The organism is Actinomycetota bacterium, from assembly GCA_018333515.1.
Classification (GTDB): Bacteria; Actinomycetota; Aquicultoria; order Aquicultorales; family Aquicultoraceae; genus Aquicultor.
Genome location: JAGXSZ010000022.1, coordinates 120,146 through 146,571, shown reverse-complemented (window position 1 = coordinate 146,571; position 26,426 = coordinate 120,146). Strand labels below are relative to the sequence as shown.

General features: G+C 51.7%; 18 protein-coding genes and 1 other RNA gene. 18 read left to right on the top strand and 1 reads right to left on the bottom strand.

What is annotated here, in order from left to right; all coding sequences use genetic code 11:
• Window positions 1–8: 8 nt before the first annotated feature.
• Window positions 9–1,328, top strand: coding sequence for a protein translocase subunit SecD (gene secD, locus KGZ93_05355; protein MBS3909037.1), 1,320 nt, complete (start codon window positions 9–11; stop codon window positions 1,326–1,328).
• Complete coding sequence (gene secF / locus KGZ93_05350) at window positions 1,321–2,277, top strand: protein translocase subunit SecF (protein MBS3909036.1); 957 nt, start codon at window positions 1,321–1,323, stop codon at window positions 2,275–2,277. The genes secD and secF overlap by 8 nt, the downstream gene beginning before the upstream one ends.
• Before the next feature lie 119 nt (window positions 2,278–2,396).
• Here the strand turns inward: secF and KGZ93_05345 are convergent, their stop codons facing one another.
• The gene (locus KGZ93_05345; protein ID MBS3909035.1) at window positions 2,397–4,376 is read right to left on the bottom strand and encodes a cation:proton antiporter; all 1,980 of its coding nucleotides are present in this window, start codon (window positions 4,374–4,376) and stop codon (window positions 2,397–2,399) included.
• Between the two features lie 223 nt (window positions 4,377–4,599).
• On the opposite strand from KGZ93_05345, the gene KGZ93_05340 reads away from it, so the two are divergent.
• From KGZ93_05340 to KGZ93_05265, 16 genes are all read left to right on the top strand, one after another.
• Complete coding sequence (locus tag KGZ93_05340; GenBank protein ID MBS3909034.1) at window positions 4,600–6,843, top strand: bifunctional (p)ppGpp synthetase/guanosine-3',5'-bis(diphosphate) 3'-pyrophosphohydrolase; 2,244 nt, start codon at window positions 4,600–4,602, stop codon at window positions 6,841–6,843.
• 80 nt (window positions 6,844–6,923) lie between these two features.
• Window positions 6,924–7,547, top strand: coding sequence for an MBL fold metallo-hydrolase (locus KGZ93_05335; protein MBS3909033.1), 624 nt, complete (start codon window positions 6,924–6,926; stop codon window positions 7,545–7,547).
• Between the two features lie 57 nt (window positions 7,548–7,604).
• The gene (locus KGZ93_05330; protein ID MBS3909032.1) at window positions 7,605–8,918 is read left to right on the top strand and encodes a histidine--tRNA ligase; all 1,314 of its coding nucleotides are present in this window, start codon (window positions 7,605–7,607) and stop codon (window positions 8,916–8,918) included.
• Between the two features lie 76 nt (window positions 8,919–8,994).
• Entirely contained in the window at window positions 8,995–10,767 is a 1,773-nt protein-coding gene (gene aspS, locus KGZ93_05325; GenBank protein MBS3909031.1) for an aspartate--tRNA ligase, read from the top strand.
• Between the two features lie 54 nt (window positions 10,768–10,821).
• Window positions 10,822–11,006: non-coding RNA, 6S RNA (gene ssrS / locus KGZ93_05320), on the top strand.
• A gap of 222 nt (window positions 11,007–11,228) precedes the next feature.
• Window positions 11,229–13,430, top strand: a complete 2,202-nt coding sequence (locus tag KGZ93_05315; GenBank protein ID MBS3909030.1) for a diguanylate cyclase — start codon at window positions 11,229–11,231, stop codon at window positions 13,428–13,430.
• Between the two features lie 574 nt (window positions 13,431–14,004).
• Complete coding sequence (locus KGZ93_05310) at window positions 14,005–14,229, top strand: hypothetical protein (GenBank protein MBS3909029.1); 225 nt, start codon at window positions 14,005–14,007, stop codon at window positions 14,227–14,229.
• A gap of 180 nt (window positions 14,230–14,409) precedes the next feature.
• Window positions 14,410–15,183 carry a ThiF family adenylyltransferase gene (locus KGZ93_05305; GenBank protein MBS3909028.1) on the top strand — a complete coding sequence of 258 codons (774 nt, stop codon included), beginning with the start codon at window positions 14,410–14,412 and terminating at the stop codon, window positions 15,181–15,183.
• Window positions 15,184–15,830: 647 nt separating this feature from the next.
• On the top strand, window positions 15,831–16,538 hold the full coding sequence (locus KGZ93_05300; protein MBS3909027.1) for a hypothetical protein: 708 nt from the start codon (window positions 15,831–15,833) through the stop codon (window positions 16,536–16,538).
• A 128-nt stretch (window positions 16,539–16,666) separates the two neighbouring features.
• Complete coding sequence (locus KGZ93_05295; GenBank protein MBS3909026.1) at window positions 16,667–18,034, top strand: cobalamin-dependent protein; 1,368 nt, start codon at window positions 16,667–16,669, stop codon at window positions 18,032–18,034.
• 287 nt (window positions 18,035–18,321) lie between these two features.
• Window positions 18,322–19,194, top strand: coding sequence for a hypothetical protein (locus KGZ93_05290; GenBank protein ID MBS3909025.1), 873 nt, complete (start codon window positions 18,322–18,324; stop codon window positions 19,192–19,194).
• A gap of 193 nt (window positions 19,195–19,387) precedes the next feature.
• Entirely contained in the window at window positions 19,388–20,899 is a 1,512-nt protein-coding gene (locus KGZ93_05285) for a catalase (GenBank protein ID MBS3909024.1), read from the top strand.
• A 324-nt stretch (window positions 20,900–21,223) separates the two neighbouring features.
• Window positions 21,224–23,191 carry a thioredoxin fold domain-containing protein gene (locus tag KGZ93_05280; GenBank protein MBS3909023.1) on the top strand — a complete coding sequence of 656 codons (1,968 nt, stop codon included), beginning with the start codon at window positions 21,224–21,226 and terminating at the stop codon, window positions 23,189–23,191.
• Window positions 23,192–23,970: 779 nt separating this feature from the next.
• Window positions 23,971–24,348, top strand: coding sequence for a hypothetical protein (locus tag KGZ93_05275; GenBank protein MBS3909022.1), 378 nt, complete (start codon window positions 23,971–23,973; stop codon window positions 24,346–24,348).
• A gap of 37 nt (window positions 24,349–24,385) precedes the next feature.
• On the top strand, window positions 24,386–25,246 hold the full coding sequence (locus KGZ93_05270; GenBank protein ID MBS3909021.1) for a SigB/SigF/SigG family RNA polymerase sigma factor: 861 nt from the start codon (window positions 24,386–24,388) through the stop codon (window positions 25,244–25,246).
• Complete coding sequence (locus KGZ93_05265) at window positions 25,247–26,347, top strand: AI-2E family transporter (protein MBS3909020.1); 1,101 nt, start codon at window positions 25,247–25,249, stop codon at window positions 26,345–26,347.
• Window positions 26,348–26,426: the final 79 nt, after the last annotated feature.

Genomic DNA, 26,426 nt, shown 5'->3' with positions numbered 1-26,426 from the left:
GAAAGGAATTGACTGACAAGCAAAAGCACCTGTTATCCCTCGGTCTAGTGCTGATCATGATTGGGCTTTCTATCGTAATGATATTTCCGATCGAAAAATCGGCTAAACTCGGCCTTGACCTGAGGGGCGGCCTGCAAGTTACTTACGAGGCGAAGGACTCGCCTGAAGTCAAGGTAACGGAAGAACGGATGGAGCAGGCGGAATTCGTACTCAACCAGCGCGTCAACGCGCTCGGTGTCGCCGAACCCGAGATTCAGCGGGAAGGCGCGCGCAACATCGTCGTTCAGCTCCCGGGAGTAAAAGACCCGGAGCGGGCGAAAGAGATTCTTGGAAAAGCCGCCGTTCTCGAGTTCGCAATCGTTCAGGACGCGTATGCCGCAATCAACGACATGGCCGAGTTGAACAAGCAGAAGCTTGAAGGCAAGCCCGTGCTGGGTCCGGTAGAATTGACCGGCGACACAATCAGCAGCGCGCAAGCGACTTTCGGTGGGGAAATCGGCGCCCAGCCGATAGTCAATATGACCTTCAACAACGAGGGCGCTGTGAAGTTCGGCCAAATCACCGCGAACAATGTCGACAAGCGACTCGCCATAGTCCTCGATGACCAGATAATCACGGCTCCCAATATTAGGGGCGCCATCCCGGACGGAAAAGCCGTCATCGAGGGTATCGGCTCGATAGATGAGGCGAAAGAGATCGCTATCGTCTTAAATAGCGGCTCCATCCCAGTGACCCTCGAAATCCTCGAGTATCGCCGGGTCGGCGCCACGCTCGGTGCCGAAGCGCTGCGGGCGGGTGTTATCGCCGGCATCGCGGGCTATTTGTTTGTCGCGTTATATCTGCTCTTCTACTATCAGGGCCTCGGTCTTATTACGTGGTTGGGCATTACGACCTACGCGATATTATTCTGGGGAGTCGTCGCCGCGATGGGGCAGTTTTATGGTTGGACGCTAACGCTCCCCGGTATCGCCGGCCTTATCTTAAGCCTGGGCATAGCGGCCGACTCTAAAATAATCATCTTCGAGCGCATAAAGGAAGAGGTGCGCGAAGGAAAGACCTTTAGGACGGCGGCGGACAGCGGGTTCTGGCACGGCTTCAAGACGAGTCTCGACGCCGATTTGGTGACGATGCTCGTAATGTTCGTGGTCTTCTTAGTGGGTGTGAGCCAGATTCGCGGCTTCGCGCTCGCGCTCATCATCGGCTTGGCCCTAGATATCGTTTTGATGCTCTTATTTACGAGGCCGACGCTTGGTTTGCTGGCTCAGATATGGCCGATCAAGAGTCCGAACCTCCTTGTCAGAGTCGGGAAGGTGAGGCAAAATGCTTAATCTCGATATCTTAGGCAAGAAGAATGTGTGGTTTGCGATATCCGGAGTAGTGCTTGCGTTGAGCCTCATCGGAATGCTGGTAATAGGGTTCAACTATAGTATCGATTTCAAAGGCGGAAGCTCCTCGGATGTCAAGTTCGAAAAGGCCGCGTCGGTCGAGGAGATCCGCTCGGTACTTAAAGAGCAGGGACTGGGTGAGAGCAAGATTCAGCCTATAGAGAACATCGTCGGCACCGACGCGGGCGCGCTTACCTCGACAACGAAGGGTTCGATGATGCTCTTACGCACGACGGAACTATCGACCGAGCAGGAGGCCGAGCTTTTCAAGGCGCTCGACGCGAAATTCGGTGTTGTCGACCGGCAAACGAAGACGGTCGACGCGAGTTGGGGAGCGCTAATTACCGAGCGCGCGGTGTACGCGTTTGTCGCCGCGTTAATCCTGCTCTTGGTCTTTATCACGGTGCGCTACGAGTTCAAGATGTCGGTAGCGGCGATTCTCGCGCTCTTCCACGACATAATCATAACGGCCGGAGTATACGCGCTTGTCGGGCGTGAGGTGAACCCGAACATGATAGCGGCGCTCATAACTATCCTGGGCTACTCGCTCTATGACACGATTGTCGTCTTCCATAGAATCAAGGAGAACTCCCCCGGCATAGTTCGCACGACCTATGAGGCGATGGCGAACAAGTCGATCAATCAGGTCTTCATGAGGTCGGTAAACACCTCGTTGACGACGCTTCTGCCGATTGTAGCGATCATGCTCTTCGGTGGCGAGACTTTGAAAGATTTCGCGTTCGCGCTGATGGTGGGGACAATCGTCGGTGCGTACTCATCGATATTCTTCGCCGCGCCGATCTTCGTCGTCTGGAAGGAGGCGGAGCCGTATTACCGCAACTTGAAAAACAAATACGGCAAGGACGCCATAGCACGGGCTTCAACGTCGTAGGTACGAAACGCCCTGGAAGCGCAAGCGTAAAATACGCCGTCTAATACTAAAATAGAAGGCCCGCGAGCACATCGCGGGCCTTTAACGATTCCGTGAATTGCGGAAAACCAGGCCTACAGCTAACCTCTGAGCATCGGAGCGACCGTGACTATTTTATCGCGCGTCCCTACCACTACGACCAGGTCTCCCGCATGAACATCGGTGTCTCCATGCGGGTTCGATATCATCTCGCCATCTCTGCGGATGGCGAGAACAGAGACCCCGTAGCTCTTTCTCATCGCGATATCGCCGAGAGTCTTCCCATTGACGATGGAGTTTTCGCCTATGCGAAAGGTCCTTATCTGAATATCGGGCAGGTGGAGTTTGAAATCGGAGAACGACGTCGTCCGCTTAGAGAGGCTTCTAAACATCTCATAACTGCCGGCGCGAACATCGTCGACGAACTCCTCTATCTCGTCGGCGGGTACCAGATATTTCTTAAGAACGCGCGTGAAAATCTCGACCGAGGTCTCAAACTCTTCCGGAATCACCTCGTCGGCGCCGATTTCATGGAGCGGCTCGAGTTCGAGCACATACCTCGTTCTCACGATAATATAAGCTTTCGGGCTAAGGCGCCGGACAATCTCGGTAATGCGCCTGGTAGCCGCCGGGTCGGAGATTGCGATGACTACGACGCGCGCGTCTTGTATATCGACTTGCTCCAGGACCGCCTCGTGTGTAGCGTCGCCATAAATAATAGGCTCACCTTGCTTTCGCTCGGCCCTTACCGCCTCGGCGTTCATTTCGATTATGTAGTAGGGGATATTCGCGGCGGCGGCCGCGCGCGCTACGTTTCTGCCGTTAAAACCGAAGCCGACAATAACGAGATGTTCCGCCTTGGACTCGGCTTTTTTGTAGACGGTCGGGCTGAAGCCGAACTTGATTCTATCGGGCATAGGCAGCGCCGCCACAAAATCCGCTGCACGCGGTGATACCGCTATCATAACCGGTGTCAGCGCCATCGTCATGATAGATACGGCGAGAAAGAGCTGATAGGTATCGCCCGCGAGCAAGCCGTAGGTTGTGCCGGTACCCGCCAGCACAAACGCGAACTCGCCGACCTGGCCGAGCGCGAATCCGGAGAGAATCGCGGTTCTTATGGGTAGCCCCAATAGCGCGACCGAAAAGCTTGCGATAACGGCCTTGAGCAGCAGTACGCCTAACGTGATGAAAGCGATGAAGAGCGGTTGAGCGAGGATGACCTCGGCATCGAGGAGCATGCCGATAGAAATAAAGAAGAAGCTCGTAAAGATATCCTTAAACGGCAGGATGTTGCCGAGTGCCTGATGGCTATATTCGGATTCGGATATGATAAGGCCCGCCAGGAACGCTCCGAGAGCGAGCGAAAGCCCCACGCTCGATGTAAGCCACGCCACCGCGAGGCCGAGAACCATGATGCCGAAGAGAAAGAGTTCGCGGTCGCGGGTGCGCGCGATTTGGTATAAGAGATACGGCGCGAGCCACCGGGCGCTCACTATAACCAGCGCGATTATCGCTATACCCTTACCCAGAAGTATTAAGAGCGACGCCCAGACATCATCCTGGGCGCCGGCGAGTAGCGGTGTAAAGAGAATCATCGGCACGATGATTATATCCTGGAAGATAAGAATTCCGAGCGCGGTTCGCCCATGCGGGCTGTCTATCTCGGCCCTCTCTTGGATGAGCTTCATAACGATAGCGGTACTGCTGAGCGAGAGCAGAAAGCCGATGAAGACCGATTGGCCGAAGGGCCGCCCCAATTGCGCGGCAATCCCGAAACCGGCCAAGAACGTTAGGACTACCTGGAGCGAGCCGCCCAAGAGCACCGATTTCTTGATTTGGAGCAGATGCTTGAACGAGAATTCCAAGCCGATAGTGAAGAGCAGAAGGACGACGCCGATTTCAGCCAGACTCTCGACGTCATGATCGGCGCTGATGATTCCGAATACATGGGGGCCGGCGAGTATGCCGGTGACCAGAAAGCCGACTATCGTCGGGATGCGAAGCCGATGGCAGAAGAAGATTATAATTATAGCCAGCGCGAATACAGCGACGATGTCCTGCAAGAATGCTAGTTCCACAAGCGCTATCCTCCAAATGGTCTAAAACATTGAAACAAAAGGCGACGCGGGATTATAAATCATGGTTACGCGTAGGGCCGACGTTTATAATCTACCATATTTGCCTGGGAATAGCATAAAAAGATAAGCCCCGGTATGGCGGGCAGGCCCTCATAACATCATGCGCGTTGTCTATTAAGGGCCCCGGTTATCTGCTAAAATCTTGTATACTGGGGGCGATATTTTGGCGAGAATCCGAAGTCTCATAAACAAAGTAAAACGATATAATCCGGGCGCCGATATCGATGCGATACGCAAGGCATACAATCTTGCCCGCAAACTCCATGTAGACCAATACAGGAAGTCGGGTGAGGACTTTGTCTCGCACCCGGTCGAGGTCGCCGATATCCTCGCCGATTTAGGTATGGATACTACGACTATTTTGGCGGCGCTCCTCCACGATGTCGTCGAGGATACGAGCATCTCCCTGGACGACCTGCGAGACGAGGTAAGCGAGGACGTCGTCGCCCTCATCGACGGCGTCACCAAGCTCGGCAAAATCGAATTTCGAAGCCGCGAGGAAGAGCAGGCGGAGAACTTACGAAAAATGTTCATCGCCATGGCCAAAGACATAAGGGTAATCATCATCAAGCTGGCCGACCGGCTCCATAATATGCGCACCATCCGCCACCTGGATTTGCCCAAACAGCAGCTGAAAGCGGAGGAGACCCTCGAAATTTACGCGCCGCTCGCGCACCGGCTCGGCATCATGTCCCTCAAATGGGAACTCGAAGACCTCTCTTTTCAGGCGTTAGAGACAAAGATGTACGATAAAATACAGAACATGGTCGCCGAGCGCCGTTCCGAGCGCGAAGAGTACCTTAGAAATGTCATAAAGGCGCTCGACCGCGAACTCAAAGCCGTCCATATCGAAGCGGAGATAAGCGGGCGCCCCAAGCATTTTTACAGCATCTACGAGAAGATGGTCAAGAAGGGGCGAGATTTCAGCGAGATTTACGACCTTTCGGCCGTTCGCGTACTCGTCGATTCGATAAAAGACTGCTACGGCGCGCTCGGTATAATCCACGCGATGTGGAAGCCGGTGCCGGGGCGTTTTAAAGATTTTGTGGCGATGCCCAAGTTCAACATGTACCAGTCGCTCCACACGACTGTCGTCGGCCCGATGGGAAAGCCTCTCGAAATACAGATACGCACCTACCAGATGCACCGCACCGCCGAATACGGAATCGCGGCGCACTGGCATTATAAAGAAGGCGGAAAAGAGGATAAGTTCGACGAGCGCCTCATCTGGTTGCGCCAGATGCTTGAATGGCAAAGTGAGCTGAACGACCCGCGCGATTTTATGGAGTCGCTCAAGATAGACCTCTTCCAGGACGAGGTCTATGTCTTTACGCCAAAAGGCGACGTCATAAACCTGCCGGCCGGCTCGACCCCGCTGGATTTCGCGTACACCATCCACACCGACGTGGGGCATAGGTGTATCGGGGCTAAAGTAAACAACCAGATAGTCACGCTCGAATATAAGCTGAAGACAGGGGACTTCGTCGAAATCTTGACCTCCAAGACGACCTCGGGCCCGAGCAAAGACTGGCTCAAGATAGTAAAAAGCTCGCGCGCCAGGAACAAGATTCGCCAATGGTTCACCAAAGAGAACCGCGAGGAGAGCGAAGATGCGGGTCGCGATATGCTCCAGAAAGAGCTGCGCAAAATAGAGACAGGGATGAAATCGCCGATGACCGTTAAGGTGCTCGAAGCGGTCGTCAAAGAACTCAACTTCACGAGGATTGAAGATGTCTACGCGAGCATCGGGGCTGGTAAAACCTCTGCCAAGCAGGTCGTGGGTCGGATTGCCGACGCAATCGCCAAAAGCAAAGACGGCGAAAGGGCGGAGGCCGATTACGGGATTGAAGAGCTTCAACTCGAAATTACCCAGAAACGCAAACCGCGTCGGGTAAGCCGTTCGGGTGTCATCGTCAAAGGCCTCGACGACGTCCTCGTGCGGGTCGCGCACTGCTGCAACCCGGTACCCGGCGACGACATCATGGGCTTTGTGACCAGGGGCAGGGGTGTCTCGGTTCACAGAAGCGATTGCTCCAACGCCAAACAGTTAAAACAGACCGCGCCGGATAGGCTGATAGAGGTCTCCTGGGATGAGCGCAGGCCATCCGCGTTCCAGGTAGAGGTGGAAATCGAGGCGCTCGACAGGCCGAAACTCTTACGCGACGTCAGCACGGTCTTGGGCGACGCGGGAGTCAACATTCTTTCGGCGGCGGTCACGACTAACAGGGAACACATCGCGGTTCTGCGGTTCGTCTTCGAGATTGGCGACATCAGCCACCTCCAGACGATAATCGGTAATGTGCGAAAGGTGCCGGCGGTCTATGAGGTCTATCGTGTAGAGCCGAATACGCCGCGCCGCCAGAAAATCGTAGCGAAGTCGGGCGATGAGGGCGGCGGGAAGCGCTAGCCTGCGGCGGCTGCGCCCGGGGCGCGAAAAACGGCGGCGCGGAGAGAGCCGCGCTTCAAAAGATAGATAAGGGAGACAAAATGTATCTTGAGACACTTGTTGTAGGCGATATCGACGCGAATTGCTATATAGTGGCGGCGGAATCGGGAGGAGAGACGATTGTCATAGACCCCGGCGGCAACGCCCAGATGATTCTCGACACGATTGCCGCGCAGGACCTGACCGTAAAATATATCATCCTCACCCATGCCCACTGGGACCACTATGCGGCGGCCGCGGAACTAGCCCGCGAGACCGGTGCGCGGATTGGAATACACGCGCTCGACCGGGACGCGATAACCGACCCGAAACTTAGCCTTGCTTATATCTTCGGAGACGTCGTAAATGTCGACCCGGCGACCGTGATCGAACTCGATGACGGTCAACGCATCAAATTCGGAGACCACGAGGCCGAAGTGTTGCACACACCGGGTCACAGCCCGGGGAGCATCACCATACGCGTCGACGACCACCTTTTCACCGGGGACCTCTTGTTTCAGCGCTCAATCGGCAGGACGGACTTTCCTGGCGGTTCGCATGAAGGACTGTTAAAATCTGTGAGGGAGCGGATTTTTATCTATCCCGACCAAGTCAAGGTCTATCCCGGACACGGCCCGGCGACGAGTGTCGGCGCCGAAAAACGAGAGAACCCGTATTTCGATTGAGGCACACGCATAATGTGACGCGCGTAAACGACTCGTATTATCCAATCGACAAGGTGGATGGACGCGCGCCCGACATTGTCTTTTAAGGAGGCAAAGAGCTTGCAATTTAAAGTACCGAAAGGGACAACCGACATCGTTCCCGATGTAGCCGTAAAATGGCAATATCTTGAGCGCAAAGCGGTCGAGTTGTTCGAGAAGTACGGATACAAACCAATAATCACGCCGATTTTTGAGCATACCGAAGTCTTTACGCGCGGCATAGGCTCGTCGACCGATATCGTTCAAAAAGAGATGTATACCTTCGAGGACAAGGGCAAACGGAGTCTCACGCTGCGCCCCGAGGGGACGGCCCCGGTCATACGGTCGTATGTCGAGCAAAATATGAACCAGCTCCCGCAGCCGGTCAAGCTCTATTACACCGGACCGATGTTTCGCTATGAACGCCCGCAAGCAGGGCGGTTTCGCCAGTTTTGGCAGATAGGCGTCGAAGCTATCGGCTCCGACGACCCGGCACTCGATGCCGAGTCGATTCTGCTTCTTGTAAACTACTTCAAAGCGGTAGGGCTGAAAGAGCTGACACTCTATATCAATAGCATGGGCTGCGAAAACGACCGCCCGCAATATATCGAGACGCTCAAGGCATACGCTGAAGCGAAGCGCGAAAGTCTCTGCAACGACTGTGTAAAACGCGTCGACCTCAACCCGTTGCGCCTCTTCGATTGCAAGAACGAGACATGCCAAGCAGTTATGTCGGATGCGCCGAAATTAATCGACCATCTCTGCGAAAGCTGCCGCAACCACTTCGACGAGGTAAAACACTATCTTGAGATGCAATGCGTCAACTACGTAATCAAACCCGAGCTGGTGCGCGGCCTAGATTATTACACCAAAACGACCTTCGAAATCGTTAGCCCGCTGCTCGGAGCGCAGAACGCGATAGGCGGGGGCGGCAGATATAACAAGCTCGTCGAGGAGTTCGGCGGTCCGTCGACACCGGGAATCGGTTTCGCGCTCGGCACCGAGCGGCTCGCGCTCGCCGTCGAAAAAGAGGGCGCCTTCGATGTTGACGAAAATACGACCGAGGTCTTTATAGCGGTGGCCGACCCGGCGGCGAAACACGCCGCGGTCAACATACTATATGAACTCCGGGCAAACGATATAAGCGCGGATATCGACTATATGGACAGAAGCCTCAAAGCCCAGCTCAAGGCGGCAAATCGCCGGGGCGTCAGGTATTTTGTTTTTCTAGGCTCGCGCGAGCTTGAGGCGGGCGCCGTTGTGGTAAAGGATATGGAGGACGGCGCGCAGGTAGAGGTAAAACTAAACGAACTGGTCGAACACCTCACCGGCCTCGTCGGCGCAGCCAATTAACGCACCGGCAATCGAGCCGTTGTCGAATATTCAAGAACGCGAGTAAGGTAAGTCACTTTAAACTGGAGCGATATTAATGGAGAGTCTGGCAAAGTATGCGACGAGGACGCACGCGTGCGGCGTTCTTAAGAAAGACGATGTCGGGGCGGCTGTCGTGCTGGCCGGTTGGGCACAGACGAGGCGCGACCACGGAGGGCTGATATTTCTCGACATACGCGACCGCTCGGGGGTTGTCCAGGTCGTCATCGACCCGAGCATGGCATGCGCGTTTGAAGAAGCGCGGAAGGTACGGAGCGAGTATGTCGTGTCGGTCAACGGCAAGGTGCGGGTGAGACCCGAGGGGACGATAAACCCGGGGCTCGCGACCGGAGAGGTTGAGGTCGAGGCCGACAATATCGAAATCCTCAATAAATCGAAGACGCCTCCGTTTGAAATCGACAGCGACGCGCCGAGCGATGAAAGCTTGCGCCTACGCTATCGCTACGTGGATTTGCGCCGCTCGGAGATGCAGGACAACCTCATCATGCGCCACAACATAGTCAAAACCGTCCGCAATTACCTCGATGAGAACGGCTTTATCGAGGTGGAGACACCCATGCTCACCAAGAGCACACCGGAGGGCGCACGCGACTTCCTTGTGCCGAGCCGTATGCAACCGCACCATTTCTACGCGTTGCCGCAGTCGCCGCAGCTCTTCAAACAGGTGCTCATGGTAGCCGGTATCGAGCGCTACTTCCAGTTCGCCCGCGCTTTTCGCGACGAGGATCTGCGCGCCGATAGGCAGCCCGAGCACACCCAAATCGATATGGAGATGTCGTTTATGGACGTCGAAGGCGTCATCGCGCTAATCGAGGGCATGCTAAAAGAGGTCTTCTCGCTGATCGGCGTCGATATCGGCGAGCCCATCATGCGGATGCCCTTCGACGAGGCCATCGCCAAATACGGCAGCGACAAGCCCGACTTGCGCTTCGGGATGGAGATACGGGATGTCAGCGATATAGCGGGCGGCGTCGATTTCAAGGTCTTCGCCGACGCGGTCAAGAACGGCGGGGCGGTGCGCGGCATCTGCGCGCCGGGCTGCGCGACTTATTCACGCGGCCAAATCGAGGAATTGACCGAATACGCGGTCGAGCACGGGGCGAAAGGCTTGGCCTGGGTCGCTATCGAGGCCGAGGGGAACATCCGCTCACCGATTGCGAAGTTCTTCTCCGAAGAGCAGCTCGAATCGATTCTAACGCGCCTCCACGCCAAGCCCGGCGACCTCTGCATGTTCGCCGCGGACACGCCGGTCAAAGCCTCGACGGTCCTCGGGGCGCTCAGGCTGCGCTTAGGCAGCGAACTCGGTTTGATCGACCCCGATGATTTCAAATTCATGTGGCTGGTCGATTGTCCGCTCTTCGAGTGGGACGAGACGAACGGGCGACTAAGCTCGAACCACCACCCGTTTACGATGCCGAAAAAAGAGCACATTCCGCTCCTCGATTCCGAGCCGCTAAAGGTCCACTCTTACGCTTATGATATTATTATCAACGGCGTCGAGGTGGGAGGAGGAAGCCTTAGAATCTACGACGAGGAGTTGCAGGAGAAGATATTCGGCCTGCTCGGACTAGATATCGAAGACGCGCGCGAGAAGTTCGGGTTCTTGCTGGAGGCGTTCCAATACGGCGCGCCGCCCCATGGCGGCCTGGCGATAGGCCTCGATAGGCTGGTGGCGACGCTGATGAAGAAGAAGACCATTCGAGAGGTCATCGCTTTCCCGAAGACGCAGACGGGCTCGTGCCTCATGACGGGCGCGCCCGACACCGTTACCGACCCGCAGCTCAGGGAATTGCACATCAAGCTAAATTAGACGATATTTATTGACACAATGCGCGAGCGCTGTGATAAAATAGATATAGAGAATCTGGCTCTGCCTTGTACGTGGAACGTAGTGTATATTTGAGCCAACACTATTACATAGGGAGATTAACTCTGCCGGCGGCACAAACGCCCTCTTGATTAGGGACTTGTAAAGCGGACAGGCAATCACCCACCTGCGTGCGCGCGGGCTTCAATATGTATTTCGGGAAGCGGCAAGGCGGAGCTCCTAATAACGATAACTTATTAAACACCGGGTTTAGGCCTGGTGTTTTTGTTTTGGTCCGCAATTCCACAATAGTCCGCGAAGTCGTTGCTGTTTAATATTTTTGCCCGGTTGTATTTGGAGAGACGCTGATTTACGAATATAAAGTATTTCTACCATACGCCGATAACTTCTACACTGTACTATTATGCTGCGGAAACGAGTCTTAGGCGTCTAAGGTATTTATTATGGCTAAAGAGTTCACGCAAGATGCAAGAAAGAAGATACGGTTAATCGCAGGTATAGCCGGTCTGGTTTATCTTGGTGCGCTAGCAACTCACGTTATTCTTGTTTCACCACGACTTTCGTTTACTACCGGGAATCCGCTGACCGATACGGTCGTCAATATTATCTACTCTATACCGATTACAATGACGCTTTTGGCCTGTCTGTGGGCCGCAAAAAACAGCGATTCCTATAAAAAGTTGTGGCGTTTGATGTCAATCGGTATGTTTCTCTGGCTCTCTGGAATCGTTTGCATGCAAGCGTATATGCTAGCCCCCGGCTATTCGGGGATACCCTCACCTTCATTGGCAGACTTGTTCGGTGTTGCTTATGTGCCGATAATGTTCGGCGTAATACTGAGTATGGCAAGAATACGACGACCATTCGATCGTGCAAAAAAGCAATTCTTCGCGAATACGACCCTGGCTCTGTTGGCAATGTTCATGTTGGGCTATGAGCTTATAATATTGCGGTTATGGTACGAGGTAACGAACACGAGCTTCATGGAGCGCTTATTTATTATTGCATACCCTACGCTCGACTTTATGATTCTGGCAGCACTAGTATTCGCGTCTCACAAACTCTTAGAGAATCATATTGAAGGATTTGCCGTGCTCCTAATAGCCGCATTCGGCGTGAGCATTTTAGCCGATATCCCGGCTTTCATATTAGGCTACCAGACCAATCTAATATCAATGATAATCATTAGAATAACGGCAATACTCATTGCCTTTGCGGCGATTGACGAGGTAACCGGGGCTTTCATTGGGAAGAAAGAGCGCTGTATGAAAAAAAAGAGCGACATTGTTAGTGAACAAGCGCGGCGCGCACAGCCTGTATTCACGACTATCCTGCCGTTCATTGCGACTATGACAATTCCGATAGCATGGCTTCTCCATTTTAAAAATGGCTACGCGGGTGGGCTGCCGTTATTGTTTGCCGTTTCTACCATAATCATTCTTATGGCGGTCTATCGCAATCATAAGCTTGCTCTCGATAATGCCGCGCTCTTCGCCAAGAGTATGAGAGACCGCTTAACCGGCCTCAACAACCATAGGTACTTCCATGAAGCGCTCGACCGTGCTGTGGCCAAAGCCAAGAGATTGAATCAAAATGTATCACTATTGATCATCGATATAGACGAGTTTTCAAAAATCAACAACGCTTATGGGCATGCTCGTGGGGATGCGTTATTAACGTTGATTGGAAAGACAATTTTAGCAAACACACGCGAAGACGACGAAGCGTGTAGGCTTAATGGGGATGAATTTGGGGTAATATTGCCGAACACAAGTGGGGTCGAGGCCATGATTATAGCGGAAGCTACTCGAGAAGCGGTCTATAAAAAACTTAGCACGGACTTCGATATAGCCGAAATAACTGTTTCGATTGGCTTGAGCACTTATCCGAAGTTTGCCAAAAACAAAAAAGAACTGTTACAAACCGCAGAGGGTGCTCTCTATTGGTGTAAGCTGCATGGAAAAAACAAGATAACGGCATATGATGCCAGAACGGTTAAGGCTTTGAGTCCGGGAGAGCGGGCGAAAAAAGCTGAAGAGGTTGCTTTAGTCGATATGGTTTCGAGTCTAGCGAGAGCAGTCGATGCAAGAGACCCTTATACCCGTCAGCACTCGATAGGTGTGAGCAAGTTGGCAACTCGGCTAGCAAGGAATATGAGGCTCGGTAAGGATACTGTCAACAGAATTCGAATGGCCGGCTTGTTGCATGACGTAGGTAAAATAGGGATACCGGATTCCATCTTAAACAAGCCTAGTAGATTAACCGACGAAGAGATGTATACTATCGAGAGCCACCCTATTATGAGTGCCCAGATAATTCAGTCGACAAGCCTGACAGAGATGGTTGGAATCGTCAGAGCCCATCATGAGCGCTGGGATGGTCAAGGGTATCCAGATGGCCTGAAGGCCGAGGAGATTCCATTAGAAGCAAGAATTCTCGCAGTTGCGGATACATTTGACGCGATGACCACAGACAGACCGTACAGGAAAGCGCTCTCTATTGAGGATGCTCTAGCGGAAATCGCTAGATGTTCTGGAACTCAGTTCGACCCCAATATCGCTAAAGTATTCCTGCAGTTATTTCCAGACAAAAAGAGTCAAGCCTCTGAGAGTAAATATGCGGTAGCAAAAGCCGTGAGTTCCTAATCGTATTTTATGTGCCGTCACAACACGCCGACAAATTTCTCGATTGCAGGCTTCCGATGGCGATACTCGCAGATGCACCTAAAATAGACTCAAAAATTCTAAGCTTATAATGTCGACCTTAATGCCGTTGCGTCTATGTCAGGCTCGGTGAGGCTAAGGAAGACCATGGATAAGCCAATAACTCTGGGTTGCACAGACAAGCCGCATTCTATGTTGAAATAGGATAGCCCGATATGCGGAAAGCGATTTTCTGATCACGCAAGCCGCATTGCATTGGAAGTAGTTTTAGTGTGATTTAGGATAGGCAGGCAAGCAAGAGATTAAAAGTTTTAAAAATAGTACGGTAACCGCGAGCATTGGGACTTTAGGGCTAGCTATACTGGGATTTATTCACGGAGAAGCGTTGATTATAGCCTCAGTGATACTGCTAGACCCCTTTTGGTCATTTATAATACTGGCTGCAACAATTACGCTGCTCGCGAATACGATTATCTTTACGCTCGACACTAAGACAAAGTTTCGTTTTGTCGAAAGACTTCGGGAAACAGTGCTATATAGGCAGGAGCGTCTTAGTATGCCGGTGCAAAAGGTGATTCGAATTAGCAAAACAACAGGCATCCTGACGTCTGCAGTCATCTTAGGCGCGTTGCCGACAGCCTTTCTTATACATGCGCTCGGCTACAAGCGGCCGTTTAACTATCTTGTTGCAACACTAAGCAGCGTACTCTTTGTGGCGGTGTGGGTGTCGGTTTACAGTGGTATCCTGTTCGGCTTGGAGCGAATTATTTCCCATATTTAACTACAGTTTTCACTAAGAAAGCTACTGTATTATTATTGAACGGTCAATCGGCATGTTAGTATAAGTCATAGAGTGCATTGATGGTGACAACAAGAACATTCGACTCAAGAAACCGCCTACACACAAAAGCTTTATGATTTTCGATGGAGTGGATTCCCCTAGTAAACGATTGGAGTAATTATGGATTGGGGCAATGAATTATTTCGCAGAAATATCGGCATGTTCACAGCCGAACAGCAGATGAAGTTGAAAAACTCGAGCGTCGCAATAGCGGGTCTCGGCGGTGTCGGCGGCATAACTGCTGAGAGGCTTGCAAGGTTAGGAATCGGCACGTTGCACATAAGCGACCCTGACCATTTTGAGCCTAGCAATTCAAACCGGCAAGCCTTAAGTAATATTGAAACATACGGTAAGAATAAAGCGGAGATCTTCGAAGTAGAACTCTTGAAAATTAACCCGCAGCTAAATATTGAGACATGGTCTGAAGGCGTGACCAAGAACAACGTCATGTCTTTTGTCGATGTCGATATAGCGATAAACGCTATAGAGTATAATCTGTTGCAATACTCGGTTGATTTACATAGTGCTGCACGAGATGCAGGGAAGACTGTGTTGGCTGGCCAAGCTCTGGGATATGGTGCCACAGTCTTCGTTTTTGAACCCGATGGCGTCACTTTTCACGAGTATATCGGTCTGCCGATAAATGCCAGTGAAACTGAAATAAAGGATTTCGTCGTGCCTGCCGATAAGTTCTGTCCACAAATTCCCCAATATGTGGAGGCTCAACTCGTCGATAAAATCGTCAAACAAGAAGTTCACATACCTGCAATAAGTCTTGGTTGTATGGCTGCCGCATCATTATTGCTCATGGCCGTAATATCGAAAATCCTTAAGATAAAGGAATTACCTGCGGTGCCGGCGTACCTGACCGTCGATTTTTTCGAACTCTTCTAAACTGCAAGCATGCTAAAGATGAGTGTTTTTTATTGAAATAATTGACGCCGGACAGAAAATCCTATAAGCGCAAGCAGGCATTCGTTTTAGTGCTAAAAGTTCTGCCGATTTATCTCACAGGGAGCCTTCTTTCCGCTCGCCCGATTCTGTTTTCTTTGTTTGGCAGACATTCGACTGCGTATATATGCATTCTGCTATGTGATGATTTTGTCCTGCGATTGTTGAAATTATTAATCATACCAAAGAACTATTAATCTGCATATTCATATGTGATAAATTAGTATAGACTAGTTTTTTAAGCGCCAACATGCAGGACTTACGCATACTATGGTCATAATAACTATATTAAAATGCGAACAGCTCACTATAAATCCAACTTTGCATCGTATTGGTCGATGAAATTCACCGCTGCTTTTGAACCAGAACATCGTACGATTATAAAACAAATATTCTTAACTTGAACTCAATTCGGTCGACAAGAAATTCTTGTTTGAACCAGAAGGGATGACTGAATAAGACATAGGTTAGCCATAAAGAGAAGCTTCGACGTTTTCATAGCGTCATGGCTTTATGTGGTCGTTCTAGTTTATGAAGTGAAAAAACATATAGGCCACATATCCGAGTGTGAAATGACAAAGAGTGACATTATGATCAAGAAAACCAAAAGACGGGCAAGCAGGCCGCTTATGTTTAATGAGTCAGCCTTCATCGTTAGGATGATCAATACTGAAAACCCCATTGATGTACTGAGGTATCAGGAACTACGTTATCGGTTGCGAGTGGAGAAATATCAATGGGCGGAGGCTCCAGAATCGGGTAAGAAACTGGAGTATGATAAGTATGACCCATTCTCCATACCCTTCGGTGTTTTTACGGAAGACGGCGAGCTTCAAGCCTGCAGTCGGCTGATTCTGCCATCCGACAAAGCTGGTTTGCAGATATTTAATGAATTTAGGGATGACCTATATCCGGATTTTATCCCCGCATGGAAATCGGCTAGCAGTGCCGAGGTATCGTCGCTCCTCGTGAGTGATAGTTTTAGGCATCCGCATAGAAACAGCTATCCTGTCGCTCAGTGGCTATATAAGGCTATGGGGCAGTGGAGCATTTCGAACAGGGTTAGGTATTGGTATGCTGTTGCTGAAAAGAGATTTCTACGGGCATTAGGATTCCAAGGCTTTCCCTTTAAGATAATCGGCGAAGGCAAGCACTATAAGGGTGCGTTAACATATCCAGCCGTATTAGACCTCGAACAAGCTTACGCGAATCTTATGAAGCGCGAAGGCGATGTTTATAAGTGGTTCTTGGAAGGCCTTGATTTCAGAGGGAAGGGCGACCCGCCGAAGATACTCTAAATCATATTTTGACGAGAATTATAAGCAAAGTTTGTCTTAATCGCTTCCATGCCTGGGCATCTTTTCTATAAGATGTAACTGTGATGCCGAATCACATTTAGCGCAGCGTTAATTATAGGAGTGTTCCTGTGAAAATTCTCTTAATTCAACCCAAGAAACCCGCTGAAGCTATCGGTGGTGAAGAAGCTGCAGTTTTTGAGCCCATTGAACTCGGGTATGTTGCTGCCGGCGTTATGGACGATCACGACGTCAAAATCCTCGACATGCGCATCGATGATAATTTTGACACAACTCTTAACAGTTTTCAGCCGGATATTATAGGAATAACTTCTTTAACAGTCCATGTTAATACTGTTAAAGAGCTTTTTAAAAAGATTAAAGCTTTTAACCACAAAATCTTTACAGTGGTGGGAGGCCATCATGCAACCATTCTGCCGGAAGACTTTATGGTGCCATCTGTAGATATGGTCGTCATAGGTGAAGGCGTTTTTGCATTTAGAGAATTGGTATCGCGACTAGAGCAGGGAAAAAACGTTGAAGGAATTCCAGGAACAGCATATAGTGCTGACGGCAAGATTATTATAAACAGGAAGGATGGCTTTGATGACCTAGACTCCTTTCCTTTCCCTGATAGAAGCCTTACGAGAGCATACAGAAGCAGCTATTTCACTGAATGGTTGAGGCCGCTTGCCTCTATTCGAACCTCAAAAGGGTGCAAGTTCAGATGCAAATATTGTGCGCAATGGAAAATAGCGAACGGTCAGTACCTGACAAGGAAACCGGAGTGTATTGTAGAAGAGCTTAGTAAAATAGAAGAGGATTGTATCTTCTTTGCCGATGATGAATCCCTGCTTGATGTAGACAGAATGATGATACTGGCCGACCTTATTAAGAAAGAGGGACTTAAGAAACGCTATTGTCTTTACGGAAGAAGCGATACTATTACAAAACATCCGGATTTAATCGAAACATGGAAAGATATTGGGCTAGAGCGAGTGTGTGTGGGCCTAGAATTCTTCCGTGACAAAGACCTTAAATCTATGCGAAAGGGCGCGTCAATAAAGACAAACGTTGATGCAATAAATGTACTTAAATCTCTGGATGTGGAAATCAACCCATGCTTTATAGTTAGACAGGATTTCGACAAGGCTGATTTTGGAGAATTCAGAAACTACTGCCTTGGTCTCAAGCTTAACCTTTTCACGTTTACTGTCTTGACTCCTCTGCCTGGTACGGATTTTTATGAGGAAGTGAAAGAGCAGCTTGTAATTGAGAACTATGATTATTACGATTTTATCCATACTCTGCTACCCACAAAATTGCCGGTAGATGAGTTCTATCAAGAGTTTGTAGCGCTTTACACAAAGACCGTATTACTTCCAGATAAACTTAGGTTGCTGAGAAAGTATCCACTGCGCAACCTTCGTCCTTACTTCAAAAGAAACGCGAGTCTCATAAACCAGGTAAGAAATGTTCACAGGGACTACATGGATTAACCTCGGACCTCGGACGGACTCGTCCTGAGACTAGCATCGGGATAACTCTAATTGCATTTCGTCAAAACCATGTTTAATGCGCTGCTCTATAGACAAGCCAAACGTGGCAGCCCGAGGTTCGCTATTACTACATCCCATAGTAATTAGTGATCGGCTGTGTTATATTTTATTCATATGGCTCTTTCTGTAGGCAATAAGCATACGTCAATGAATAGTTCTTTCTGTAGGCGATAAGCATACGTCAATGCGGCGAAAGTGGTCGCATGTCCGGTTTTAGGAGGATGTACGTGAACAAGAAGTTTCTGCTGATTCTCATTGTGATGACGGCCGTTTTAACTGCTGTCCCTACGGTTGCCTTGGCGGCACCTGTTCCCGAGGAACTGCACTTATCACTTTGGCCCGAGTATGACACTAACCAGGTCCTCTTTTTGCAGGGGATTCGATTTCCCGAAAACACCCCACTGCCCATCGAAGTCAAGATGGCCGTTCCAAAAGACATGAAGGTGCTTTGGGTCGGTGAGCTTTTAGGCGGCGAGGCCTCCGATGATATCCAGGCAATGCACAAGACCAATCCTAAGGACGACTACGATGAGGTCGTCTTTACGCTGACCAAGAGCCGCATTGGCCAACTCGAAGCGCAATGGGTGGGCTTGAAGTTCGACGGCAATGCAAGAGAACTCAATTTTGAATGGATTCAGCGATATGAGGCACAGCGCGTTTCTTTTAACTTAAGGGTTCCCACACAGATGTCGGATCTCAAAATGTCGCCTCCCGCAAGCACGCCCACAGAGTCGACCAAAGGCGGCGAGTTTATCTCCGTAGCCCCGATGATCCTCGCGGTAGGTCAAAAGCAGAATTTTGAAATTAAGTATCAGCGGAGTTCCAATGTGCCGTCGGTATCCGAGCTACCCGCTCAGCAGCAGCCGGGGGTTTCGGGAAAGACATCGACGACGACGAGCGCCGCGATAGCCGTCATTGTTTTCGCCGCGATCGCGGTCGCTATGCTTACCGTGTATAAGATGCACAATGGGCAACCGGTCACGGAAGACGGGCCACAACCACAGAGGCCGTCCGCGCGCAAAAAGCCGGCGCAGGACAGGGAAGGGGAACGCCCCGGCGAATCGACCGATGACGATGAGCGAGGCGCTTTCTTTGATTAGCACATCCCAGCCAAAGCTTTTGTGGTTTAAGCACGCTTGCTCATGGATATATAGATAGAGGTTTTGTCTCTAACTTTACCCACAAAAACCAAGCTCCGTTGAGTCCACTCGGGATGCGATTGAGAAATCGTAGCGCTAATGGAGCCGTTTGATTTCGTTTGAAATAACCATAGGCATGAACTGGAGGTTTTGTATGTCGGAAAACAAAGATGTCTACACTACCGGATTTGGCGCGCCTGTCGACGATGACCAGAACAGCAGAACCGCGGGGAGCCCGGGACCGGTGCTTATGCACGATGTCCACCTGCTCGAAAAACTGGGGCACTTCAACCGGGAGCGCATCCCCGAGCGAGTCGTCCACGCCAAAGGGGCGGGCGCGCACGGATATTTCGAGGTGACCGCGGACGTCACCAAGTATACTAAGGCGAAATTTCTCTCCGAGGTCGGCAAGAAGACCGATGTCTTCATCCGTTTCTCCACAGTCGGCGGGGAGAAGGGTTCGGCCGACGCCGAACGCGACCCGCGCGGCTTCGCGCTCAAGTTCTATACCGAAGAGGGCAACTACGACATGACCGGCAACAACACACCGGTATTCTTCATCCGCGACCCGCTGAAGTTTCCCGACTTCATACACACGCAAAAACGCAATCCTGAAACAAACCTAAAAGACGCCGACATGTTTTGGGATTTTCTGTCGCTTACGCCCGAGTCGATACACCAAGTAACGATTCTCTTTTCCGACCGGGGAACTCCGCGGACATATCGAAATATGAACGGCTACAGCAGCCACACCTATAAGTGGTACAACGAAAAGGGGGAGCACTATTGGGTGAAGTACCACTTCAAGACCGAGCAACACATCAAGAACTTCGCCCGCGACGACGCCACCAGAATGAAGGGTGAAGACCCCGACCACGCGACCCGCGACCTCTTCGATGCGATTGCGCGCGGTGACTTTCCGTCTTGGAGGCTGGAGATGCAGATTATGACGCCGGAGCAGGCGAAGGAGTACCGCTTCGACCCGTTCGATGTGACGAAGGTCTGGTTTCACGCGGACTTTCCTCCGATAACGATAGGGCGCATGGTGCTCGACAAAAACCCGCGAAACTACTTCGCCGAAGTGGAGCAGTCGGCTTTTTCACCAGCCAACTTCGTTCCGGGGATCGCGGCATCTCCCGATAAGATGCTCCAGGGAAGGTTGTTCGCGTATCATGATACGCACCTTCATCGACTCGGGCCGAACTATCATCTGTTGCCGATAAACAGCCCCAAAGCGACGAAGGTCAACTATTACCAGCGGGACGGGGCTATGAACTTCAGCGATAACGGCGGCGGGGCGCCGAATTACTACCCCAACAGCTTCGGCGGGCCGGAACCGCAGCCGAGCGCGGCCGAGCCGCCGTTCGAGGTCGAGGGGACCGCCGACCGTCACCCATATACGCATCCCAACGACGATTTCTTCCAGGCCGGAGAGCTTTACAGGCGCGTTATGACCGACGAAGACCGGACGAACCTGGTCGGCAATATCACGACGCACCTGGTCAATGCGGAAAAACGTATCCAGTTGCGCCAGAGCGCCGTCTTCTACAAGGCCGACCCGGAATACGGCAGCCGTGTGGCCGAAGGATTAGGCTTGGATGCCAAAGAGGTGGAAGAGTTAGCCGCGATGTCGCTCGAAGAGAGGGCGAAAGCGACTGCCGGCTAACGCACTCTATCGAAAAGCGTTTTGATGAGAGCCGTAACTGAATGACCATCATGGTCGGGCCGACCCGCAAAACGGGCCGGCGGCGTAATAGGTGAAACGTAGAGGGCGCATACAGCCGGCACCGGTTGTATGCGCCCTTGTTTGGTAGCCGCTAATGCCCACAAGTCCAAAGCGCTCGAATTACTCTCGGAACTGGGCGTATACCATATATTACCAGCCATTACCTGCGCGAATAAACCCCGCTAAGCGCTAAAGTATCCCACATGCTCGCCGATATAAAAGGAAGTCACGAACGAAAGCCGACAAAATTACAAGGAGATATCGGTGAAAAAGATTCTTTCCATCACCGCAATCGCTCTAGTCGTCACCGTAGCAACATTCTTAGTCTACCAATTTATGTTTATACAACGTCCGGCTCGAGTGCTGGCCGAAATCGGCGAAGCCGTGGGAGCCGTACGGAGCGGCGAGGCGAATTTCTCGCTCGTCGTTTACGCCGACGGTATTCGCGTTTTAGACGAATCCGGCTCGGCTAAGTGGTCCGGCAAGCCCGAAGATGTCGCCGGTTTTATCGACGCCAAATCGAACGACACGTTAGGGCCGGACGACCGGGCCTTCTTCGACGTCACGGTAAAAACACCCGAGCGGCAGAGAACGGTGCTCAAAACGCAAATCGGCGATACGGTCTATTTAAAAGACGCGAATTCGGGTGAGAAGTGGATAAAGTATCCGCAAAACGAGGTCATCGAAGCGGCTACCGAGTTTCCGGGGTGGCGCTACGCCAACGCGCTCTTAAAGGCCACCGACTATCTTGAGGATTACAAAGACGCCAAGGAGCTGACGAGGGTCACCGTCGACGAGCGAAAGCTGACCCAGGTGCGCCTGGGGCTTAAACGCAAAGAATGGCTCGCGGCGCTCGCGTCTAAAACCTTGAACGATTCCGAATACGGACTCGAAGACGCCGCAGTCGAATCACTGGTCTGGATAGACCCGGCTACTTCGCTTCCGGTCAAGACCGAGGTCAAGCTGACGATAACCAAGGCGCAAAACGTATCCTGCGTCTTTACAATGGACTACACGGGCTTCAATCAGAACCATCAGATTACGGCGCCCCCCGCGGATCAGGTCTTTACCGAGGAAGAATTTGCGCGGTTCAGTGACTTCGCGCGAGACCTCGCCGACGCCGAGCGCAACGTCGAGCACCGCGCTTATGGCAAGGCGCTTACAACGTTGACACGGCTCGAGCGGAACGAGCCGAACAACGTCCGTGTTTTAGAGCTTATGGCGATAGCGTACCTTGGCGCGCGCGATGCGCGCGAGGCCGCGCTATATATCGAAAAAGTGTTGAGCTACAACACCAATTCCTCCGACGCCTACCGGGTCAAGAGCGACTTACGCTTGAGGGAAGCGAACGCGCTGAAGAGCGATATAGTGCGCAGGGCCGTCTCGGAGGTCGAATCCACGGCTACATTTGTCGCAAGACCCGATGTCGACTGGACCGACGAGGTAGCCTTCGAGCGGCCGACGGTCTTAAGCGAAGCGACCTATCAGGATGCCGTCGCCTTATTATCAGAGGACTACCGGGAAGAACTCGACTCTCTCAACCCGATGTTCTGGGAGGCCCTTAGACACGCTCTCAAAGCGACAAGGTTGAACCCGCTCTCGGCCGATGCCCGGATTTCGCTCGGCTGCGCGTACTTGGAGCTTGGCAACGAGGCAAGCGCCGCGGATTCATTCGAAAGAGCGATTGAGATCAAGCCGGCACTCACAGAATCCGATTTTATGCGCGGTCTTATGTACTATGCGCGAGCGAATCCCGTTAAGGGCGCGCGTCTTATTAAGAAGGCCGCGTACGCGGATGTCGATGGACGATACGAAGAGGTCGCCAAGGCTTTGTTTAGGCATATCAGCGAGGGCAAGATACCAGAGACTCCAGAGGATATTCTACGGGGCTTGGCGAGTTCATCGAGCGTTCAACGATTGGACACGGCGCTTGCCGACCAGGGCAGGCCGATATTATTGATGTTCTTCAGCGACGACTGCGCTGTTTCGCGGGAGATCGCCGATGACATAAATGCCATAAAAGACCGGTACGCGAGCGATATCGAGTTTATCGCCGTCGACATAGATAGCGGCGAAGCCGACATCACTCGGCTCTTGGCGACCTATAAGTTCCAGGTCACACCGGCGCTGTTTATGATGAGCGCGTCCGGGCAGAGGCTTCACGAGCACGACGGTTACATCGATACTAAAGTATTGGAGCAGTGGATTAAAAATGCTATTCCCAGGCAATAACAACGTGCACGTATCAAACAGTAGCCAGTACCATGAAACTGTCATAGTGCGGCGAAACGCTTCGTCTAGACAGTCGACGCTTGTGACAAACCGGGAAAAATGTATCATCTGCCCGGTAGACTTCCGGCTTTGCGAATTCGGGCCGTGCCGTTACAGTTGGCCTTCGAGGTCGTTGAGTTGACGTTGTCGACTACGGCACATGGGTAATGACCGGCGCTGCGGACTAAAAAGTCCACAGGGTCGGTTCTGTTTTTATGCCATAAGTTTTGTGGAATGAAAAGCCTGCATATGATAGAATTTCATTCGAAGGTGGTACATGCGTCGTGCGTTAGCTTGGTGCCGCCCGTTAATGTCATATCGGCAATCGGGCACAGGGATTTTGAAACGCATGATTTATTTCGCGTAGCCCCGCGCTCGTAGCAGCTCAGGGCTTTAGCCCTGATAATCGAATATGCGTGACCGCTATCAGCTATAAAGGGCTTAAGCTACGATCAATTTAAATCCCTGGGGCATATAAATCCGGGAAAAGTGTTAGATTATCGGCGCTGTGGATATAAGTATTGATGTAAGCCTAAAAGCGCTCATCCTTTTAGAGGGCGCTAAACCACCCGTACGAGCCCGGCTCGTCAGCAAGCCAATCAGACCTAAGCCGTTCGCGATGACTTAACGAATACGCATGAATGCCGCATGCCAAGGTTAGAGTGCGGTCTGGGTTTTGATGAAAGGCGAATGTCGCTCAAAATCGGGGCGCATTCTATTATTTGAGGTGATAAGCGAAGATGACGATTATCGACAGGGTAGAGATGAATGTCCCGGCGCGCAGGGAATACGCGCGACTCATACGGTTAGCCGTAGCCGGAATCGCAAGCCGCATGAATTTCACGGTCGATTCGCTGGAGGACCTTAAGATGGCCATCGACGAAGCGTACGTTATCGCGTTGGACGACCCTGTGCAAGAGGTCTTCAACGTCGCATTCAATATTCACCCGGACCGTTTGGAGATACTCGTACCCGGCCTGGGCAGCGCCGAGGCCCTCGGGGATGAACTCTTACAGAAATTCGGGTTTTCGATTCTTAACTCGGTCATGGACAAAGTCGAATGGACGCGTGTGGACGAGAGATCGAGAAATTTACTTATGGTTAAGTACGTAGTTTAGGCTAAGGGTGCGAAGCGATCCAAGAGGTCTCGCGTGGATGGCTAAAGCTCGGCTTAGGCGGCGCATACGTCTATTTTATCGAGGAGGCGCGGTAGTTTTGGCCAGCCCGCAGGAGAGAAGAACACGTAAAAACAATAAAGCTTTAGCCTGGGATAAAACCCATACGTTAGAGCTGTTCATTGAGTATGGAAAGAGCAAATCACCCGAGGTCAGGGATGAACTCGTGTCGATGTATATAAATCTCGTCGAGTATTTGGCGAGGCGTTTCAAAAACCGGGGTGAGCCGGTAGAGGATTTGATACAGGTCGGTACTATCGGCCTGATAAAGGCGATCGACAGGTTCGATGTGGAACGGGCGGTCGAGTTTACGACGTATGCTACACCGACCATCGTAGGGGAGATCAAGCGCTACTTTAGAGATAAGGGATGGGCGGTCAAGGTACCCCGGCGCCTTCAAGAACTAAATCTTCTGGTCACACATGCCGTAAACGCGCTGACCCAAGATTTAAGGAGGTCGCCGACGGTAGCCGAAATCGCGGCGCACCTCAACGTCACCTCCGAGCAAGTAATCGAAGCGATGGAAACGAGCGAGGTCTATAGTTTTGTCTCTCTCGACCGGGATTTGTCTTCTGATACCGATGATAGTTTTTCGCTTTTAGAGTATATTGGTGAAGACGATAAAGAACTCATCGGCATCGAGGATAGAACGTGCCTGGCTGACGCGCTCAAGGAATTGAGCAGGCAAGAGCAAAGAATACTCTACCTGCGTTTCTTTCGCGGTTTGACCCAGACGGAGATAGCGCAACAGCTCGGTATATCACAGATGCACGTTTCTAGACTTCTCAGGCGCACGCTTGAGGTCTTAAGGGAGAAAATGCTGCGTGACCGGGAGGCGTAGTTGAAAACCGAAAACGGGCTTGAACGTGTTAAGAGCGTGGGAATAGTCGCGTGGGCATGTGTCGGCGTGATAATCACGATAGGGGTCGCGCTCTACGTATTGAGCAGTCTGCGTGCGGTAATAATGCCGTTTTTGTACGCCATGGCAATCGTCTATATATTGCGCCCGGTCGTCAACTACCTCGACGACAAGGGTATGCCCCGAATCATCGCTCTTCTTCTCACATATCTTGGAATCCTCGTCGCGCTCACGCTTTCGAGCATGTATGTCGGACCCATTCTCTACAGGGAGAGCAATAGCCTTATCTCGAAAATCCCCGAATATATAGCCAACGTCGGCCTCTATATAAACGATTTTATAGCGAGCCATCACTACTTTAAGGGCTCGGGGGTGACTCGTTTCATCATCGGCGTGCAGGATTCGATAACATCGTTCGCGCGGCGTGCGGCGCTATATGTGCCGACTTTTACAGTCAGCCTGTTCGGAGGCGTGCTCAACCTTATCCTCGCCCCGATAATCGCATTCTATGTTCTCAAAGACTTCAGCGTCTTGCGTACGACGATAAACGAGATGATCCCCGAAAGACACCGCGCCGAGGGGATGGAGATAATAAGGAAAATCGATTGTATCGTCGGCGGTTTTCTCAAAGGGCAGGCGATGGTCGCGCTTATCGTCGGTCTCTTGTCCGGTGTCGGTTTGTGGGTAATCGGCGTCGATTACGCGATACTTCTCGGGTTCATCATCGGTTTCTTCAATATTCTCCCGTATTTGGGTCCGATCATAGGGGGTGCCCCGGCGGTGCTCATCGCTCTGGGAACCTCCTGGCAACTGGCGCTTATCACGGTTCTCGTCCTCATCGCGATCCAGCAGTTCGACAGCACCGTCATATCCCCCAGGATAATGAGCCGGCAGGTAAATCTTCATCCGGTGGTCGTAATTTTCGCGATTTTGGCCGGAGGCACGCTCTTCGGGTTCATCGGGATGCTGATTGCCATACCGATTGCCGCAGTCGGCAAAGCGCTCTACCTCCACTTCCGGGAACGCGACAGCGCACCGGGCGCCGAGGAGTCGGCCGCGTGTCCGGTGGATTCTAAGACATAAGTTTGGCAAAAGCGGCGCTAAATAGCCTATAATGATATGGAGAAAAAATCCCGCAATCGTTACATTGCCTTTGAAGGGT